Here is a 16,942-nt window from a genome sequence, read left to right on the forward strand (position 1 = left end):
GGCGCGCACGTTTGGCAGTCGCATGCGACTGTACGTAGGGCAGTTCGGTTAAGGCTCTTCTACCCTTTCGTTAGCGATCGGTGGTCTGTGTTCACGCTGGACACTTCCTGCCTTTCACCTTCTTCATTAGCCCGGCCACCATGTCCCTGGCCAAACGATCGGGACCGCCACCAAAGTTCAGTACCCGCTTCTCGCGCCACACTTCTTGTCCTTGTTTGTCCCGGCAGATGGCGTAGACGGTTTCGAAATACTGCGCGACGTTGATTTCCACTTCGACCAATCCCACCAGCCGTGGATCATTGCGGGTGAGGTCTGTAGCGTCTACCAAACCGATATCGAGCGCTGTGGCGCGCACACCGAGGACTTTTGCGATGTCTGCGGCAGCCCACGAATAGCCGGGCGTGGAAATGACCAACACCGACTTATCCGGGAAGGTTCTGTCCTGAGCTTGCGCATGCGAAGAAAACAGCAAGGTCGCCAATATCAGCGTGGTTGACGTAGTCCGGCTCGTGATCATGGTTCGCACAATTTGTCCCCCTGTGAGCGTGGTGGCCTGCTTGACGCTGATGTGAAGCGTGACTGTGGAATCCGGCCATACATTACTCCGGGTGACACGTCATTGCCGAATAGGGTCAACCGGCGGGCGATCAATGGAGGTTTCCGCGATACTTGAAAACGAAATGACCAGAACAGGAGAACCAGTTGGCCAAGCAAGGCGAATTCAAGAAACTGCTGGAGTACCTGCAGAAGATTCCGGCCATGTCGGCCTCGCCGATGCACTGGGGCAGGGGCGAGGATAGGACCTGGTACGTGGGGTTCGCGCTGGATCTTGCGCATCCGCTGGCCTGGAGTGCCGTGCAGGAGCTTGCGTATGTGGTTAACGGGTTGTCGGTGACCGAAGCGCTGCCGACGACGTTCATGCCCGTCGCGCCGCCGCCGTACCTCAATGGCCCGGCCAGCGAGTTCCTGTCATGGCGGATTCAATCCAGTGACCCGGGGTTCTCGCCGGACGATCTGCTGGGTTGGCTGGAGGGGCGATTGCCACAGCCGGTGGAGGATGTGGCGAAGTGGATGCCGTCGTTCAATTGGGACGGTGACGTGCCGTTGGACGATTAGGCAACAGGGGCAGCCGGGCAGAGCCCGGCTCTACGCGGCCCGCGGTAGATCCCGACCGTTGGTCGGGACGCATCAGGAGCGGTAGGTCCGACCGTTGGTCGCGACGCATCCGGAGCGGTAGGTCCCGACCGTTGGTCGGGACGCATCAGGCGCGGTAGATCCCGACCGTTGGTCGGGACGCATCTGGATCAGCCCAGAATCCCCGGCAGATCCAACCCCTTCTCCTTCGCACACTCCACCGCGATGTCATACCCCGCATCGGCATGCCGCATCACGCCCGTGGCCGGGTCGTTCCACAGCACGCGTGCGATGCGCTTGGCGGCCGCTTCGGTGCCGTCGCACACGATCACCATGCCGGCATGCTGCGAGAAGCCCATGCCGACGCCGCCGCCATGGTGCAGCGACACCCACGTTGCGCCGCTGGCGGTGTTGAGCAGGGCGTTGAGCAGCGGCCAGTCGGACACAGCATCGGAACCGTCGGCCATCGCCTCGGTTTCGCGGTTCGGCGAGGCCACGCTGCCGCTGTCCAGATGATCGCGGCCGATCACCACCGGGGCCTTCAGCTCGCCGTTGGCGACCATCTCGTTGAAGGCCAGGCCCAGGCGATCACGGTCGCCCAGGCCCACCCAGCAGATGCGCGCGGGCAGGCCCTGGAACTTGATCTTCTCGGCGGCCATGTCCAGCCAGCGGTGCAGGTGCGGGTTGTCCGGGATCAGCTCCTTTACCTTGGCATCTGTCTTGGCGATGTCTTCCGGGTCACCGCTCAGCGCGGCCCAGCGGAACGGGCCGATGCCGCGGCAGAACAGCGGGCGGATGTAGGCGGGCACGAAACCGGGGAAATCGAACGCGTCTTCCACGCCTTCTTCCAGCGCCATCTGGCGCAGGTTGTTGCCGTAGTCCACGGTCGGCACGCCGAGCGCGTGGAAGGCGAGCATGGCGCGGATGTGGGTGGCCATCGAGGCACGTGCGGCTTTCTCCACCACCTTCGGCGCGGACACGCGCTTTTCGTCCCACTCTTCCACCGTCCAGCCCTGCGGCAGGTAGCCGTTGACCGGGTCGTGTGCGGAGGTCTGGTCGGTCAGCAGGTCCGGCTTGACCCCGCGCAGCAGCAGTTCGTCCAGCACGTCGGCGACGTTGCCGAGCAGGCCCACCGACAGCGGCTTCTTGGCCGTGCACGATTCCTCGATCAGGCGCAGCGCCTCATCCAGGTTGTCGGTCCAGGTGTCCAGGTAGCCGGTGCGCAGGCGCATCTCGATGCTGCTCTTGCGGCACTCCACCGCCAGGCACGACGCACCGGCCATCACCGCAGCCAGCGGCTGCGCGCCGCCCATGCCGCCCAGCCCACCGGTGAACAGCCACTTGCCGGCCAGGCTGCCGTTGTAGTGCTGGCGGCCCATCTCCACGAAGGTTTCGTAGGTGCCCTGCACGATGCCCTGCGCGCCGATGTAGATCCAGCTGCCGGCCGTCATCTGGCCGTACATCGCCAGGCCTTTCTTATCCAGCTCGTTGAAGTGGTCCCAGTTGGCCCAGCGCGGCACCAGGTTGGAGTTGGCGATCAGCACGCGCGGCGCATCCACATGGGTGCGGAACACGCCGACCGGCTTGCCCGACTGCACCAGCAGGGTCTGGTCGTCGTCCAGGCGCTTGAGGGTTTCGACGATGGCATCAAAGCTCTCCCAATCGCGCGCGGCGCGGCCGATGCCGCCGTACACCACCAGTTCCTGCGGCCGCTCGGCCACATCGGGGTGCAGGTTGTTCATCAGCATGCGCAGCGGCGCTTCGGTCAGCCAGCTCTTGGCGGTGAGCGTGGTGCCGGTAGGCGCGATGATGGTGCGGGACGGGTCGTTGCGGGTCATGCGGCGCTCCGGTTCGTAGCGAATGCAAGGCAGGCGTTGAGCACCTGCGCCAGGGTGTGGCGCAGCGGTGCGGCGTGGTCGGGGTCGAGCGGGGTGGGCCAGCTGTGTTCGTCCACCTGGTCCGGGGCCGGCTCGTGCATGTAGCCACGGCAGGCCAGTTCCATCTGCAGGGTGTGCACGCCCCCGGGGATGTTGCTGTAGTGGCGGGTGATCCAGCCGCCCTTGAAGCGGCCGTTGCGCACGTGGGACAGGCCGCTGATCTTCAGCAGGTTCTCCACCACGTCGCTGAGCGTGTTGTCGCAGGACGTATCGACCGCGCCCGAGGGACCCGCCGTACCCAGGTTGAACTGCGGCAGCTCGCCGTCGAACAGGTGCGGAATATGCGAGCGGATCGAGTGCGCGTCATACACCACCACGGTGCCGTGGTGCTGGCGCAGCCGTGCGATCTGCGCGTCGACTGCGTCGTGGTACGGCGCGAAATACGTGTCGCGGCGGCGCGCGATCTCGGCCTCGTCCGGCTCGCTGCCGGGGTGGTACAGCGGCTGGTTGTCGAAGGTGGTCAGCGGGCACAGGCCGGTGGTGTTCTGGCCCGGGTACAGCGACACGCCGCTGGGGTCGCGGTTGAGGTCGATCACCGAGCGCGAGATCGCCGAGCGCACGGTCGTGGCCCCCATGCCGCGGGCGAAGTCGTACAGCTCATGCACCCACCAGTCGGCATCGCGGCGCGCCAGCCATGGCGAGTGGTAGCCATCGATCAGGTCGTGCGGCAGTTCGCTGCCCGTATGCGGGAAGCTGACGATCAGCGGCGCATCGCCCTCGTGGACCTGCAGCCAGTCCGGGTGGGTGGTCATGCCAGCGGCTCCACCTGCGGCAGCACGTCGGCCAGGCCCTCGGCCAGTGCGCCGCTGCGCACCAGCGCGGTGGCGGCCACCATGTCCGGATGGAAGTAGCGGTCGTCCTGCAGGGTGGGTACCTGCGCGCGCAGACGCGCACGCACGCCTTCCAGCGCGTCGCTGGAGCGCAGCGGGGCATGGAAGTCGCAGCCCTGCGCGGCGGCCAGCAACTCGATGCCAACCACGTTGGCCGCGTTCTCGGCCATCGCCAGCAACCGGCGCGCACCGTGCGCGGCCATCGACACATGGTCTTCCTGGTTGGCCGAGGTCGGGATCGAATCGACGCTGGCCGGGTAGGCGCGCTGCTTGTTCTCCGAGACCAGCGCCGCCGCGGTCACCTGCGGAATCATGAAGCCCGAATTCAAGCCGGGCTTCGGGGTGAGGAAGGCGGGCAGGCCGGACAGCGCCGGGTCCACCAGCATCGCGGTGCGGCGCTCACTGATCGAGCCGATCTCGCAGATGGCCATGGCCAGCATGTCGGCGGCGAAGGCCACCGGCTCGGCGTGGAAGTTGCCACCGCTCAGCGCTTCATTGGTATCGGTGAACACCAGCGGATTGTCGGACACACCATTGGCTTCGATCGCCAGCGTGGTGGCCGCCTGGCGCATGACGTCGAACGCCGCGCCCATCACCTGCGGCTGGCAGCGCAGGCAGTACGGGTCCTGCACGCGCACGTCGTTGTCGCGGTGCGATTCGCGGATGGCCGAACCCTGCATCAGCGTGCGCAGCGTGGCGGCGGTAGTGATCTGCCCGCGCTGGCCGCGGATGCTGTGGATGCGCGGGTCGAACGGCGTGTCCGAGCCCTTGGCTGCTTCCACCGACAGCGCACCAGTGACCAGCGCGGCCTGGAACACCGTGGTAATCGCAAACAGGCCGGCCAGCGCGTAGGCGGTGGAGTACTGGGTGCCGTTGAGCAGGGCCAGGCCCTCCTTCGCACCCAGTACCAGCGGCGCAAGGCCGTGCCGGGCCAGCGCGTCGGCGGCCGGCAGCCGCTCGCCACCCACGAACGCTTCGCCCACGCCGATCATCACGCTCGCCAGGTGCGAGAGCGGGGCCAGGTCACCCGACGCGCCCACCGAGCCTTGGCACGGAATCACCGGCACGATGTCGTGCTGCAGGAAGGCTTCCAGCAGCGCCAGCGTTTCCGGGCGGATGCCCGACGCGCCCTGGGCCAGGCTGGTCAGCTTCAGCGCCATCATCAGCCGCACCACCGGCGCCGGCATCGGCTCACCCACGCCGGCGGCGTGCGACAGCACGATATTGCGCTGCAGGGTGGCCAGGTCTTCGCGCTCGATGCGCACGCTGGCCAGCTTGCCGAAGCCAGTATTGATGCCGTACACCGGCGCGCCCTTGGCCACGATATCGGCCACGGTCTGCGCGCTGCGCAGCACCGCCGCGGCGGAGGCCGGGTCCAGGCGCACGCGCGCGCCATCGAAGATCGCGCGCCATTGCGCCAGCGTCACCGCGCCGGGCTGCAGGGTCAGGGTAGTGCTCATGGAATCTCCAGACATCACAAGAATCAGACGGATACGCCGCGCATCACGCGCGCGTGCAGGGGGTTGAAGCCCATGCGGTACACCAGGTCGGCAGGTGCCTCGATGTCCCACAGGGCCAGGTTGCAGTCCAGGCCGACCGCCAGCCGGCCCACGCGATCAGCGCGGCCCAGCGCGCGCGCTGCTTCACGGGTGAAGCCGGCGATGCACTCGTCCACGGTCATACGGAACAGGGTGGCGGCCATGTTCATGGCCAGCAGCGGGCTGGTCAGCGGCGAGGTGCCGGGGTTGGAATCGGTTGCCAGTGCCAGCGGCACGCCGGCTGCACGCAGCGCCGGGATCGGGGGCAGGGTGGTGTCGCGGGTGAAATAGAACGCGCCCGGCAGCAGCACCGCCACGGTGCCGGCCGCCGCCATCGCCGCGATGCCCTCGGCATCCAGGTGTTCGATATGGTCGGCCGACAACGCGCCGTGGCGTGCAGCCAGCGCTGCGCCATGCTGGTTGCTGAGCTGTTCGGCGTGGATCTTGATCGCCAGCCCGTGCTGGCGGGCGGCCACGAATACCTGCTCGGCCTGCGCGGCGCTGAAGGCGATGTTCTCGCAGAACACATCCACCGCTTCGGCCAGTTCCTGCACGGCCACTGCCGGAATCATCACGTTGCACACGTCGTCGATGTAGTCCTGCGCATCGCGACCGGGCGGAATCGCATGCGCGCCCAGGAAGGTCGGCACGATCTCCACTGCGCGCAGGCGGCCCAGTTCGCGGGCCACGCGCAGCTGCTTGGTTTCATCGTCCAGGCTCAGGCCGTAGCCGGATTTGATTTCCAGCGTGGTGATGCCTTCGGCCAGCATCGCGTCCAGGCGCGGCAGGCTGGCGGCGATCAGCTCGGCCTCGCTGGCCGCGCGGGTGGCGCGCACGGTGGAGACGATGCCGCCGCCGGCGCGGGCGATGTCGGCATAGCTCACGCCCTGCAGGCGCTGCTCGAACTCGCCGGCGCGGTTGCCGGCATAGACCAGGTGGGTGTGGCAGTCGACCAGCCCGGGGCTGATCCAGCGGCCGCCGCAATCGATACGCTGCGCCGGCTGCAGGTGCGCCTCGGTACCGGCCGCGCCCACGTGCACGATGCGGCCGTCGGTGGCGGCGATCACCCCGTTTTCGATCACGCCCAGGCCCGGGCCATCGACGGTGATCAGGTGGGCGTGGTACCAGAGGGTGTCACAGTGCATGGCAGCAACCACATCGGCTTATATGTCTATACAATATAGGCGCCACTTCCGGGATGTCCAGTGATGCCAGCCACCCCCGCCGCGACCCTTGTTTTCCATGCCACCCACGCACTGCTGCCGCAGGGCTGGGCCCGCGATGTGCGCATTGTGTGCGCCGGCGGCCGCCTGACCGAGGTGAGTGCCGGCGTGCCCGCCCAGCCGGGCGACACCACGCTGGCCATCGCGCTGCCGGGGCTGGGCAACCTGCACAGTCACGCTTTCCAGCGGGGCATGGCCGGGCTGACCGAGATCGGCGGGCAGAGCGGTGACAGCTTCTGGAGCTGGCGCGAGCTGATGTACCGCTTCCTGGCGCACCTGCAGCCCGAAGCGGTGCAGGCCATCGCCGAGCAGGCCTACGTGGAAATGCTCGAATCCGGCTTCACCCGCGTGGGCGAGTTCCACTACCTGCACCATGCCGCCGATGGCACCCCGTACGCCAACCGCGCCGAGATGGCCGAGCGCATCGCCGCCGCCGCGCAGGGCAGTGGCATCGGCCTGACCCTGCTGCCGGTGTTCTACGCGCATGCCGATTTCGGCGGTGCCGCGCCCAACCCGGCGCAGCGCCGCTTGATCCACGACGTGGACGGTTTCGCCGCGCTGCTGCAGGGCTGTACCCAGGCGCTGCACGGCCTGGATGACGCCGTGCTGGGCATTGCCCCGCACAGCCTGCGGGCGGTGACCGGCGAGGAACTCAACGCACTGCTGCCGCTTACCGCCGGCCCGGTGCACATCCATATCGCCGAGCAGACCCGCGAGGTGGACGCCTGCGTGGCATGGAGCGGCTTGCGCCCGGTGCGCTGGCTGTACGAACACGCCGCCGTGGACGAACGCTGGTGCCTGGTGCACGCCACCCACGTGGACGGCGACGAGGTGCAGCGCATGCTGGCCAGCCGCGCGGTGGTGGGGCTGTGCCCGATCACCGAGGCCAACCTGGGCGACGGGCTGTTCCCGATGCAGGCGTTCGCGCGCGCGGGTGGGCGCTTCGGCGTCGGCTCGGATTCCAACGTGCTGATCGACGCAGCCGAAGAACTGCGCCTGCTCGAGTACGGGCAGCGCCTGCAGCTGCGCGGGCGCAACGTGCTGGCGCCGGGCGATGGCCAGTCCAGCGGCCGTTGGCTGTTCGAGCAGTCGCTGCACGGCGCCGGGCAGGCGCTGGGCGTGGCCACCGGGCTGCAGGTGGGCGCCCCGGCCGACGTGGTCGAACTGGACCCGACGCACCCGGCCCTGATCGCCCGCGACGGCGACGCCTTGCTTGACAGCTGGGTGTTCGCCGCACGTAATGGTGCGGTGCGTTCGGTGTGGCGCCAGGGTCGCCAGCTGGTCCATCAGGGCCGTCACCTGCAGCGTGATGCCGTGGCCGCCCGTTTCGCCCGCGCATTGCAGACGTTGTTGTCGGCCGGCTGAGTGCCGGTCGCACCCATCCAGGACTCCCGAGTGACGGGCAAGAAAGCAGAAACCCTCAACCAGCGCATCCGCGCCGATCTGGAAAGCCGCATCCTCAGTGGGCAGTGGGAGCCCGGGTTCCGCATTCCCTATGAGCACGAGCTGATGGAGCAGTACGGCTGCTCGCGGATGACCGTGAACAAGGTGCTGACCGCGCTGGCCGAAAGCGGCATGATCGAGCGCCGCCGCCGCGCCGGTTCGTTCGTGGCCCGGCAGCCGCCGCACCTGGAGCAGGTGGCGCTGGAAATTCCGGATATCGCCATGGCCGTGGGCGCACGCGGCCACGTTTACGGCTACCAGTTGCTGGAGCGGGCCTATCGGCCGCCGCGCCCGCAGGCCGCCGAAGAGGTGGCGCTGTCGGGCAGCGACAAGCTGCTGGCCATCCGCTGCCTGCACCGCGCCGATGGCCGTCCGTTCGCGCTGGAACACCGCCTGATCAGCCCGGTAGGCGTGCCTGAAGTGCTGGACGTGGATTTCGACACCACCGCGCCGGGCAGCTGGCTGCTGCAGAACGTGTCCTGGACCCGCGCCCAGCACCGCATCAGCGCCTGGGGCGCCGATGACGCCGCCGCGGCGTTGCTGGAGGTCAAGCCCGGCACTGCCTGCCTGGTCATCGACCGCCTCACCTGGCGCGGCGACCAGCCCATCACCTGCGTGCGCCAGATGTTCCTGGGCGACGCCTGGGACCTCGTCGCAAAATTCGCCCCCGGCGCCCGGTAGAGCCGCGCCCCATGACCGGCGGGCGCCGTTACGACGAACGCATCGCCATGCGCCCCATAGTCACCGCCCGCGCGATGCGTAGAGCCGGGCTCTGCCCGGCTGCTCTTAAAAAACCAAACAAAATCAAAGCGTAGCGCACTGCCGCCAACGCACCGGCTCGTCCACGCCCAAACGCGGATTCAACTGGATACGCACGGTCCGCAGCGCCGGGTACCGCTTCACCTCGGTACAGACCAACGGCCAGATCACGTCGATCTCGTCACTCCGGTTCACCGCCAACGTCTGCCGGGTAAGCCAGAACGCACTCAACACGCCCGGCTGGGTAGCCAGGGTGCGGGCCAGCTCTTTCTGGTAGCGCGCCAGCGTGGCCGGGTCCGGGTCGGCCACATCGCCCAGGATCCCCGGCGCAGCAGCAGGCGCAGTCGGCTTGGCAGCGGCTGGCGCGTCGGCCGCCGGCTTGTCGTCGGCCACCGGGGCATCCGCAGGCGCAGCGGCAGCTTGAACCGGTGTCGCGGCCGGCGTGGTCACCGCCACTGGGGCGGCCTGTTGGTCCAGCCGCGAGGTCAGGTAGCCCATGCCCACCAGCAGCCCCAGGGTCAGCGATCCCAGCGCGGCTATCGAGATCCGCCGGATCGCCTCGCGGCGGGCCGCGTTCTTGACCTGGGCTTCCATGTCGCCGGGCAGGTACGGCTGCAGCAGCGGCCACAGCAGGTGCCCGTCGAGCACCTCCACGCCTTGCTTCTCGGCGGCCACGCGGCCATCGCGTTCGACCATGCCCTCGGTGATCAGGATGCCGCCCCGGGCCCCGGCCAGCCGTGCGGCGGCGCCCAGTTCGTTCACCGCCGCGGTGCCAATGCGGTACGCGCGTCCATGCTTGCACGACAGCAGCCAGCGGTGCTGGGCGTCCTGCATGAGGAAATCGCTGCGCGGCTCGCGGCTGTCGTCCACCTCGCCGGGCACGTCCTGCAGGCCGCGCTGCTCGCGCATGGCGCGCCGGACGATCTCGGAAAAGTCACGCCAATGCATGCCAGCCAAGGCATTGAGCCCAAGCCGGGTCTCCTTGCGGCGGCGCTTCACCAGCCAGAACCAGGCGGCGGCAAGCGTCCAGACAATGAGGGCCAACAGTAAAGCCAGAATCCAGGAGAACATGGGGCGCTAGAGATGAACACGGATGTGCGATTGACAGTTTATATGCGCTCGCAGGCGTCTGCGGGGGCTCTTCAATACGAACCCCCGGAAGTCCGAGCCGCAGCCAGTGACCGGCGTCTCACTTTCGAGCAGCAGACACAGAAAACCCGCCAATCCGTAGCCGTGAGGGGAGGGAACAAACGGCGAAGAAGCGATTGGCGGGTCGGTTTCGATTGTCATCAATGCCGTGCTGCTTTGCAACATCCGGCACAGATGGGCCCGGGCCGGGCTCAGGCGCCGCCCGGTCCCTGATGCGTTCCCGGGGACGGGTCGGCGTTGGGTGAGGCGTTGCGGGCCTCGGCGCGGTTGACCCGGGCATTGAGCGCATCGATACGCGCGTTCAGGGCCGCCACGTCCTCGGCCGTGGGGATGTTCAGGCGCTTGAGCACGCCCTGCACCCGGTCATCGAAGGCCTTTTCGACCTTGTCCCACGTGCCGGCGGCTTTTTCGCGGGCCTCGCCCAGCTGTTCTTCCACGTTGTCGCGCCAGCGCGGCGTGTCGCCGCTCTGTTCACGGTTGCGGGCCTCGATGGTTTCGCCTTCCCGCACCAGGGTGTCGAACACGCGGCTGCCCTCGGCCTGGGCGCGGCCAAAGGCACCCAGCCCGGCCAGCCATACCTGCTGGGCCGAACCGGTGAGCTTGCGCGAAAAGCGCTCGGCCTGTTCGCCCAGCGAGGGCTTGTCGTCGGGGCTGCGGGTGTCGCGGTCGTCGAAGTCGTCGTGTGCGGTCATGGGGCGATCCTGTGGATGGACACCCCGATGCTAATCAGCGTCAGCTTTGCGCCATGTGATGGCCGGCGCCTGCGGACGGGCCAGGATTCAGCCCAGCTTTTCCTTCAGCACGCGCTGGATCTCGCCCTCGACCATGCCCTTCATCGCCGACAGCAGGAAGCCCAGCTTGGCGGTCACGTGCACCTGGCCGGGCTGCAGTTCGATCGCACCGTCCACGCCGGAGCCGTTGAAGTTCAACACGTCGCCCACCCAGTTGCTCTGCAGGCCGAAGCGCTCGGACAGCTTGGCGGCCACATCTTCGATCGCCTTGCGGGCGCCATCGACGGGCAGGGAGTGGGCGTGGCGGATATCAATGCTGGACATGGGAGCTCCTGGCGGGCGGCAGCGGGAAGGGCGTGCATTGTGCGCATCCTTGCGCCCAACTCCAAGGACTGCATCACACTTCTTCTTCGATGACATGCAACCTGCTAGGCTTTCGCCGCGTGCAGAACCTGCTAGTTCACTTCACCCAGCGCCAACACCCCGACCAGCCACTGCGGCCCGGGGTGCAGCGCATCGTGCGCCACGCTTCGGGCACTGTCCGCCTGGGCGGTGACGCCGCCGGCACCTTGCTGCTTGCACAATTCTGCCTGGACGACCGCGGCCTCTGGCTGCAGGTCGCAACCGGCACGCGCGGCATCCACGTCAACGGCCGCCCCGTGCGGCGCATGGCCATGCTGCGCGCGGGCGATGCGGTGTATGTGGATGGCGTGGAGATGGTGATCCAGGGCGAGTGCGAGGTGCTTGCCCAGGCGCCGCCGCGCAGTGACGCCGGCAGCGACGAACTGCGCCTGCTGCGCGGGTTGGGCGGCCAACACCACGGCCGCAGCTTCACCCTGGACCGTCCGCGCCTGATCGGCCGCAGCGCCGAGGCCGACATCGCCATCGACGACCCCGCCTTTGCCGAGCAGCACGCCCGCCTGGAGCTGCACGGCGAGCGCGTGCTGCTGCGCGACCTCGGCGCGGGCGAATCCACCCGGGTCAATGGCGTGGCGGTTCGGCATTGCTGGCTGCTGCCGGGCGACCAGCTGGTGTTCGACACCCAGCACCGGTTCGTGCTGGAAGTGCCGCACGACGCCCGCACCCGGATCGTCAGCGAAGACGAGGACGACCTGCTGGACCTGCCCACCCACGACGCAGCGCCAGCCAAGCCGCCGCGCGTAAGCCGCTGGCCGTGGCTGCTGGCCAGCGCGCTGCTGCTGGCGGCAGTGATCAGTGGCCTGCTGTGGTTCGGCGCGCGGTAAACGTCATCGCATCCGCGCTGACGCCCCTTGATTTGCTCTCCACGTACACCCAGCCAGGTCCACGCAACCGGTAGTGCCGGCCGCTGGCCGGCTCCACGTACACCGGGCTGGGTTCATGAGGTTGCCGGCCAGCGGCCGGCACTACCCGGGGGGCGCCGGGCCCAAATTGGTGCTCGTTTCGATAGATTCGTTTGCAACCAAATTCGCCTGGTCCTGCAAGGCCTAAAGCCTGGTGCGCTGCGGCATACTAGGGGTCTTGCCCCATAGGTGTGACATGACGCGCGCGTTCAACTTCAGTGCCGGCCCTGCAACCCTGCCGGAATCGGTCCTGCGCAAGGCGCAGGAAGAGATGTTGGAATGGAACGGCGCTGGCGCCTCCATTGTCGAAATGAGCCACCGCGGCCCGGAATTCATGGCCGTCGCGGCCAAGGCCGACGCCGACCTGCGCCGCCTGATCGGCATCCCCGACGACTACGCCGTGCTGTTCCTGGCCGGTGGCGCCACCACCCAGCAGGCCCTGCTGGCGCTCAACTTCGCCCAGCCCGGCCAGACCGTGGACTACGTGCTCACCGGGCACTGGGGCAAGACCGCGATCAAGCAGGTCACGCCCTACGTCAACGTCAACGTGGCCGCCAGCAGCGAAGCCAACGGCTTCCATGACATCCCCGCGCGCGACACCTGGCAGCTCTCGGCCGATGCGGCCTATGTGCACATCACCGCCAACGAGACCATCCACGGCGTCGAGTTCCGTGACACCCCCGATGTCGGCCAGGCGCCGCTGTTCGCCGATTTCAGCTCGTCCATCGCCAGCGAACCGCTCGATGTCAGCAAGTACGGCCTGATCTACGCCGGCGCGCAGAAGAACCTGGGCCCGGTGGGCGTGTCGGTGGTGATCGTACGCCGCGACCTGCTCGAACGCGCCGGCCAGCCGCGCGCGGACATCTTCAACTACCGCTCGCACGTGGCGCGCGACTCCATGCTCAACACCCCGCCCACCTGGAACTGGTACCTGGCCGGGCTGGTGTTCGAGTGGATGCTGGCCGAAGGCGGCGTCGAGGAATTCGCCCGCCGCAACGCCGCCAAGGCCGCGCTGGTGTATGGCGCCATCGATGCCTCCGGTGGGTTCTACCGCAACGAGGTGGTGCCGGCCGCCCGTTCGCGTATGAACATCCCGTTCTTCCTGCCCGACGACACCCTCAACGCGCGCTTTGTCAGCGAGTCCAAGGCCGCCGGCCTGCTCGCGCTGAAGGGCCACGCCGCCGTGGGCGGTATCCGTGCCTCGCTGTACAACGCCATGCCGGTGGAAGGCGCGCAGGCGCTGGTCGCCTTCATGGCCGACTTCCAGCAGCGCCACGGCTGACGTTTTCGTATTTCCCGGGGCGCGTGACGCCCCACTGCACCTGGAACCCAGATGGCCACCAAACCCGCCAAGCCCAAGGCCGCCAAAGCGCCGCCGTCCAAGCCCAAGGCCGCCGCACCTGCGAAGGCCGCCCCCGGCAAGGCCGCTGCCGTTGCCAGCACGCCCGCACCGGTGCTGTCGGACGTGCGCGCCAAGATCGACCACATCGACCGCAGCATCCAGGCGCTCATCGCCGAGCGCGCCAACTTCGCCCACCAGGTAGGCAAGGCCAAGGGCAAGCTCGCCGCCGCCGTCGACTACTACCGCCCCGAGCGCGAAGCGCAGGTGCTGCGCATGGTGGTGGACCGCAACGAAGGCCCGCTCAGCGATGAAGTGCTGGTGCATGTGTTCCGCGAAATCATGTCGGCCTGCCTGGCCCAGCAGGAGCCGCTGAAGATTGGCTACCTGGGTCCGGAAGGTACCTTCAGCCAGCAGGCCGTGCTCAAGCACTTCGGCCGCTCGGCGCTGGGCCTGCCGCTGGCCAGCATTGAAGAAGTGTTCCAGGAAGTGGAAGCGGGCAACGCCGATTTCGGCGTGGTGCCGGTGGAGAACTCGGGGCAGGGCACCATCCAGATCACCCTGGACATGTTCCTGACCTCCAACCTGAAAATCTGCGGCGAAGTGGAACTGCGCGTGCAGCAGTACCTGATGTCGCGCAGTGGTCGGCTGGACGACGTGGAGCGTGTGTACGGCCACCCGCAATCGTTCATGCAGACCTCCTCATGGCTGCGCGCCAACCTGCCCAAGGCCGAGAAGATCCCGGTGTCGAGCAATGCCGAAGGCGCCCGCCGCGCCCGCAATGCCGACGACGCCGCCGCCATTGGCGGGGAGAGTGCAGGGCACGTGTACGGCCTGAAGAAGGTGGTGACCAAGCCCATCCAGAACGATGCCGACAACACCACCCGCTTCCTGGTGGTGGGCCGTAACATCTTCCCCACCTCCGGCCACGACCGCACCTCGGTGCTGGTGTTCATCCACGACAAGCCCGGCGCGCTGTTCGACGTGCTCAGCCCGTTCGCGCGCCACGGCATCAGCATGAACCGCATCGAGTCGCGGCCGTCGCACAACGCCAAGTGGGAGTACGGCTTCTTCATCGACCTGGCCGGCCACATCGAGGATGCCGCGATGCAGGCTGCGCTGGCCGAACTGGAAGCGCACTCGGCACAGATCAAGGTGCTGGGGTCCTACCCGGTGGCCGTGCCCTGACCGTCTCGGCGCAGCCCTGCGCTGCGCCTTCGGTGGCGACGCCATGCCGGCGCGCCGCCTTTCCCGCATACCGCTGAATCGCCGCCCGCGCGGCTGCCTGACAGGACCCTTCGATGACCGCTACGCCGTACTGGATTGCCCACAAGGGCCAGCCCCTGCAGGGCACCCTGACCATTCCTGGTGACAAGTCCGTATCGCACCGCTCGGTGATGTTCGCCGCGCTGGCCGACGGCGTGTCGCACATCGATGGTTTCCTGGAAGGCGAAGACACCCGCGCCACCGCCGCCATCTTTGCCCAGATGGGCGTGCGCATCGACACCCCGTCGCCGTCGCAGCGCGTGGTGCACGGCGTGGGCGTGGACGGCCTGAAGGCCCCCGCCGCGCCGCTGGACTGCGGCAACGCCGGCACCGGCATGCGCCTGTTGGCCGGCCTGCTGGCCGCACAATCGTTCGACAGCGTGATGGTGGGCGACGAATCGCTGTCGCGCCGCCCGATGCGCCGTGTCACCGGCCCGCTGGCGCTGATGGGCGCCAAGATCGACACCGAAAGCGACGGCACCCCGCCGCTGCACGTGCATGGCGGCCAGACGCTGAAGGGCATCGACTTCGCCTCGCCGGTGGCCAGTGCGCAGGTCAAATCCGCGGTGCTGCTGGCCGGCCTGTACGCCGACGGCGAGACCACGGTGAGCGAACCGCACCCCACCCGCGACTACAGCGAGCGCATGCTGCGCGCGTTCGGCGTGGACATCGACTTCTCGCCCGGCAAGGCCCGCCTGCGCGGCGGCCAGCGCCTGCGCGCCACCGACATCGTGGTGCCGGCCGACTTCTCCTCTGCCGCGTTCTTCCTGGTGGCCGCCAGCATCATTCCCGGCTCCGAACTGCGCCTGCTCGCGGTGGGCCTCAATCCGCGCCGCACCGGCCTGCTGGCCGCACTGCGGCTGATGGGCGCGGACATCACCGAAGAAAACCATGCCGAGCAGGGCGGGGAAGCCGTGGCCGACCTGGTGGTGCGTTACGCCCCGCTGCACGGTGCGGAAATTCCCGAAGCGCTGGTGCCGGACATGATCGACGAGTTCCCCGCGTTGTTCGTGGCTGCCGCTGCCGCGCAGGGCAACACGGTGGTGCGCGGCGCCGCCGAACTGCGGGTCAAGGAATCCGACCGTCTGGCCGCCATGGCCACCGGCCTGCGCACGCTGGGCGTGCAGGTGGATGAAACCGATGACGGCGCCACCATCCACGGCGGCAGCACGCTGGGCAGCGGCACCATCGAAAGCCACGGCGACCACCGCATCGCCATGGCCTTCGCCATTGCCGGCCAGCTCAGCAGCGGCGAAGTGCGGGTGAACGACATCGCCAACGTCGCCACCTCGTTCCCGGATTTCGACGGTCTGTCCACGGGTGCGGGCTTCGGGTTGCGCAGCGCCTGAGGCGTGCTGCCGGGCAGAGCCCGGCACTACGTGGCTGCCGTTGCGTTGGCAAATGCCTGGTTGCCGGGCAGCGCCCGGCACTACGTGGCTGCGGTCGCATATGCCTGGTTGCCGGGCAGAGCCCGGCACTACGCCGCACAAAAAAGGGAGGCCATTGGCCTCCCTTTTTCGTTCCCGCCTCAGCGCCTCAACTTAGCGCTCGGTACGGAAATCCACCGGCACGCGCACCACGCTGGCCACGGCGCGACCATTGTTCATGGCCGGCTCGAACTGCCAGTTGCGCACGGTGGTCAGCACCGCGCGGTCCAGGTCGCGGTCACGCGAACCGGTGCGCTGCACGATATTGGCATCGGTCACGTGGCCACGCGGGTCCACGCTCAGGCTGGCCACCACGCTGCCCTGCACGCCACTGCGCAGCGCGCTGGCCGGGTAGGTCGGCTTGGCATTGCTGGCCAGCGGGCGCGCCTCGCGGTTACGCGCGGCTACGGCCGGCTTGCGCTGGGTGTTGGCCGGTGCAGCCTGGCGCGTCGCCGGGGACGGTGCGGTGGTGGCCACCGGCGTTTCGGTGGCCGGCAACATGCGCTCGCCGACCGGTGCGGTGCTGGTTTCGTTGGGGGTGGCGTAGCGCAGCCAGACCAGCGCGGCGGCGAACATCGCCACGATCAGCGCCATCCACAACCACGGCGAGGTGCCGCGGCGGGCCGGTTCATCGGTCACGTCGCGCTGGTGCTGCGGCGACGCGTGCATGTCATGGGCATGGGTAACACTCATGGCGAACTCCTGATGTCGTTTTGACACCCGCAGTCTTGCCCGTACCCGGTTGTGGATGTGTCAGCGCACCGTCAACGCGGCGACTGCATTGCCATCGAGGTTCAGCTTGATGAGCCGTTGCCGAATCAGCGCTGCGTGATGATGCGGCGGC

16 protein-coding genes are annotated in these 16,942 nt (G+C 68.2%); 7 read left to right on the top strand and 9 right to left on the bottom strand.

The genetic code is table 11. The annotated features are described in order from the left end of the window. Window positions 1–91: 91 nt before the first annotated feature. Window positions 92–517, bottom strand: coding sequence for a hypothetical protein (locus DX03_RS07725; protein ID WP_038687713.1), 426 nt, complete (start codon window positions 515–517; stop codon window positions 92–94). Window positions 518–702: 185 nt separating this feature from the next. On the opposite strand from DX03_RS07725, the gene DX03_RS07730 reads away from it, so the two are divergent. Next, window positions 703–1,116: a hypothetical protein gene (locus tag DX03_RS07730; RefSeq protein WP_219335246.1), complete on the top strand. Its 414-nt coding sequence runs from the start codon at window positions 703–705 to the stop codon at window positions 1,114–1,116. Window positions 1,117–1,304: 188 nt separating this feature from the next. Here the strand turns inward: DX03_RS07730 and hutU are convergent, their stop codons facing one another. The 4 genes from hutU to hutI are packed head-to-tail and all read right to left on the bottom strand — an operon-like array spanning window position 1,305 to window position 6,584. After that, window positions 1,305–2,972 carry a urocanate hydratase gene (hutU, locus tag DX03_RS07735; RefSeq protein WP_038687714.1) on the bottom strand — a complete coding sequence of 556 codons (1,668 nt, stop codon included), beginning with the start codon at window positions 2,970–2,972 and terminating at the stop codon, window positions 1,305–1,307. Beyond that, window positions 2,969–3,823 (bottom strand): N-formylglutamate deformylase, encoded by an 855-nt coding sequence (gene hutG / locus DX03_RS07740; protein ID WP_038687715.1) that lies wholly within the window; start codon window positions 3,821–3,823, stop codon window positions 2,969–2,971. The genes hutU and hutG overlap by 4 nt, the downstream gene beginning before the upstream one ends. After that, window positions 3,820–5,361 carry a histidine ammonia-lyase gene (gene hutH, locus DX03_RS07745; RefSeq protein ID WP_038687717.1) on the bottom strand — a complete coding sequence of 514 codons (1,542 nt, stop codon included), beginning with the start codon at window positions 5,359–5,361 and terminating at the stop codon, window positions 3,820–3,822. The genes hutG and hutH overlap by 4 nt, the downstream gene beginning before the upstream one ends. A 23-nt stretch (window positions 5,362–5,384) precedes the next feature. Then, window positions 5,385–6,584 carry an imidazolonepropionase gene (gene hutI, locus DX03_RS07750; protein ID WP_038687719.1) on the bottom strand — a complete coding sequence of 400 codons (1,200 nt, stop codon included), beginning with the start codon at window positions 6,582–6,584 and terminating at the stop codon, window positions 5,385–5,387. A 63-nt stretch (window positions 6,585–6,647) separates the two neighbouring features. On the opposite strand from hutI, the gene DX03_RS07755 reads away from it, so the two are divergent. Together DX03_RS07755 and hutC are read left to right on the top strand one after the other, a co-directional pair. Further along, a complete protein-coding gene (locus tag DX03_RS07755) occupies window positions 6,648–8,027 on the top strand; it encodes a formimidoylglutamate deiminase (RefSeq protein ID WP_038687721.1) in 1,380 nt (459 codons plus the stop codon). Between the two features lie 30 nt (window positions 8,028–8,057). Continuing rightward, on the top strand, window positions 8,058–8,786 hold the full coding sequence (gene hutC / locus DX03_RS07760) for a histidine utilization transcriptional repressor HutC (RefSeq protein ID WP_038687723.1): 729 nt from the start codon (window positions 8,058–8,060) through the stop codon (window positions 8,784–8,786). A gap of 123 nt (window positions 8,787–8,909) precedes the next feature. Here the strand turns inward: hutC and DX03_RS07765 are convergent, their stop codons facing one another. The 3 genes from DX03_RS07765 to DX03_RS07775 all read right to left on the bottom strand — a co-directional run bounded on the left by DX03_RS07765 (window position 8,910) and on the right by DX03_RS07775 (window position 11,068). After that, entirely contained in the window at window positions 8,910–9,935 is a 1,026-nt protein-coding gene (locus DX03_RS07765; RefSeq protein ID WP_038687724.1) for a restriction endonuclease, read from the bottom strand. A 269-nt stretch (window positions 9,936–10,204) separates the two neighbouring features. Beyond that, window positions 10,205–10,705: a phasin family protein gene (locus DX03_RS07770; protein ID WP_038687726.1), complete on the bottom strand. Its 501-nt coding sequence runs from the start codon at window positions 10,703–10,705 to the stop codon at window positions 10,205–10,207. Between the two features lie 87 nt (window positions 10,706–10,792). Beyond that, a complete protein-coding gene (locus DX03_RS07775) occupies window positions 10,793–11,068 on the bottom strand; it encodes a polyhydroxyalkanoic acid system family protein (protein WP_038687727.1) in 276 nt (91 codons plus the stop codon). A gap of 119 nt (window positions 11,069–11,187) precedes the next feature. Here DX03_RS07775 and DX03_RS07780 point away from each other — a divergent pair, with 119 nt between their 5' ends. The 4 genes from DX03_RS07780 (at window position 11,188) to aroA (ending at window position 16,020) form a co-directional block, all read left to right on the top strand. Next, window positions 11,188–11,988, top strand: a complete 801-nt coding sequence (locus DX03_RS07780) for an FHA domain-containing protein (protein WP_038687729.1) — start codon at window positions 11,188–11,190, stop codon at window positions 11,986–11,988. Window positions 11,989–12,262: 274 nt separating this feature from the next. Beyond that, window positions 12,263–13,348, top strand: a complete 1,086-nt coding sequence (gene serC, locus DX03_RS07785) for a 3-phosphoserine/phosphohydroxythreonine transaminase (RefSeq protein WP_038687731.1) — start codon at window positions 12,263–12,265, stop codon at window positions 13,346–13,348. A gap of 51 nt (window positions 13,349–13,399) precedes the next feature. Further along, window positions 13,400–14,593 carry a prephenate dehydratase gene (gene pheA, locus DX03_RS07790; RefSeq protein WP_038687734.1) on the top strand — a complete coding sequence of 398 codons (1,194 nt, stop codon included), beginning with the start codon at window positions 13,400–13,402 and terminating at the stop codon, window positions 14,591–14,593. 113 nt (window positions 14,594–14,706) lie between these two features. Further along, complete coding sequence (gene aroA / locus DX03_RS07795; protein ID WP_038687736.1) at window positions 14,707–16,020, top strand: 3-phosphoshikimate 1-carboxyvinyltransferase; 1,314 nt, start codon at window positions 14,707–14,709, stop codon at window positions 16,018–16,020. A gap of 192 nt (window positions 16,021–16,212) precedes the next feature. Here the strand turns inward: aroA and DX03_RS07800 are convergent, their stop codons facing one another. Next, complete coding sequence (locus DX03_RS07800; protein WP_038687738.1) at window positions 16,213–16,791, bottom strand: energy transducer TonB; 579 nt, start codon at window positions 16,789–16,791, stop codon at window positions 16,213–16,215. Between the last annotated feature and the right edge of the window lie 151 nt (window positions 16,792–16,942).

The sequence above is a fragment of the Stenotrophomonas rhizophila genome, from assembly GCF_000661955.1.
Lineage (GTDB): Bacteria > Pseudomonadota > Gammaproteobacteria > Xanthomonadales > Xanthomonadaceae > Stenotrophomonas > Stenotrophomonas rhizophila.

Excerpts from the sequence above, each read along its gene's own strand:
- DX03_RS07770 (WP_038687726.1), bottom strand. The coding sequence starts at position 10,705 with ATGACCGCACACGACGACTTCGACGACCGCGACACCCGCAGCCCCGAC.
- hutI (WP_038687719.1), bottom strand. The coding sequence starts at position 6,584 with ATGCACTGTGACACCCTCTGGTACCACGCCCACCTGATCACCGTCGAT.
- hutG (WP_038687715.1), bottom strand. The coding sequence starts at position 3,823 with ATGACCACCCACCCGGACTGGCTGCAGGTCCACGAGGGCGATGCGCCG.
- DX03_RS07725 (WP_038687713.1), bottom strand. The coding sequence starts at position 517 with ATGATCACGAGCCGGACTACGTCAACCACGCTGATATTGGCGACCTTG.
- aroA (WP_038687736.1), top strand. The coding sequence starts at position 14,707 with ATGACCGCTACGCCGTACTGGATTGCCCACAAGGGCCAGCCCCTGCAG.
- hutU (WP_038687714.1), bottom strand. The coding sequence starts at position 2,972 with ATGACCCGCAACGACCCGTCCCGCACCATCATCGCGCCTACCGGCACC.
- DX03_RS07765 (WP_038687724.1), bottom strand. The coding sequence starts at position 9,935 with ATGTTCTCCTGGATTCTGGCTTTACTGTTGGCCCTCATTGTCTGGACG.
- hutH (WP_038687717.1), bottom strand. The coding sequence starts at position 5,361 with ATGAGCACTACCCTGACCCTGCAGCCCGGCGCGGTGACGCTGGCGCAA.
- pheA (WP_038687734.1), top strand. The coding sequence starts at position 13,400 with ATGGCCACCAAACCCGCCAAGCCCAAGGCCGCCAAAGCGCCGCCGTCC.
- DX03_RS07800 (WP_038687738.1), bottom strand. The coding sequence starts at position 16,791 with ATGAGTGTTACCCATGCCCATGACATGCACGCGTCGCCGCAGCACCAG.
- DX03_RS07775 (WP_038687727.1), bottom strand. The coding sequence starts at position 11,068 with ATGTCCAGCATTGATATCCGCCACGCCCACTCCCTGCCCGTCGATGGC.
- serC (WP_038687731.1), top strand. The coding sequence starts at position 12,263 with ATGACGCGCGCGTTCAACTTCAGTGCCGGCCCTGCAACCCTGCCGGAA.
- DX03_RS07755 (WP_038687721.1), top strand. The coding sequence starts at position 6,648 with ATGCCAGCCACCCCCGCCGCGACCCTTGTTTTCCATGCCACCCACGCA.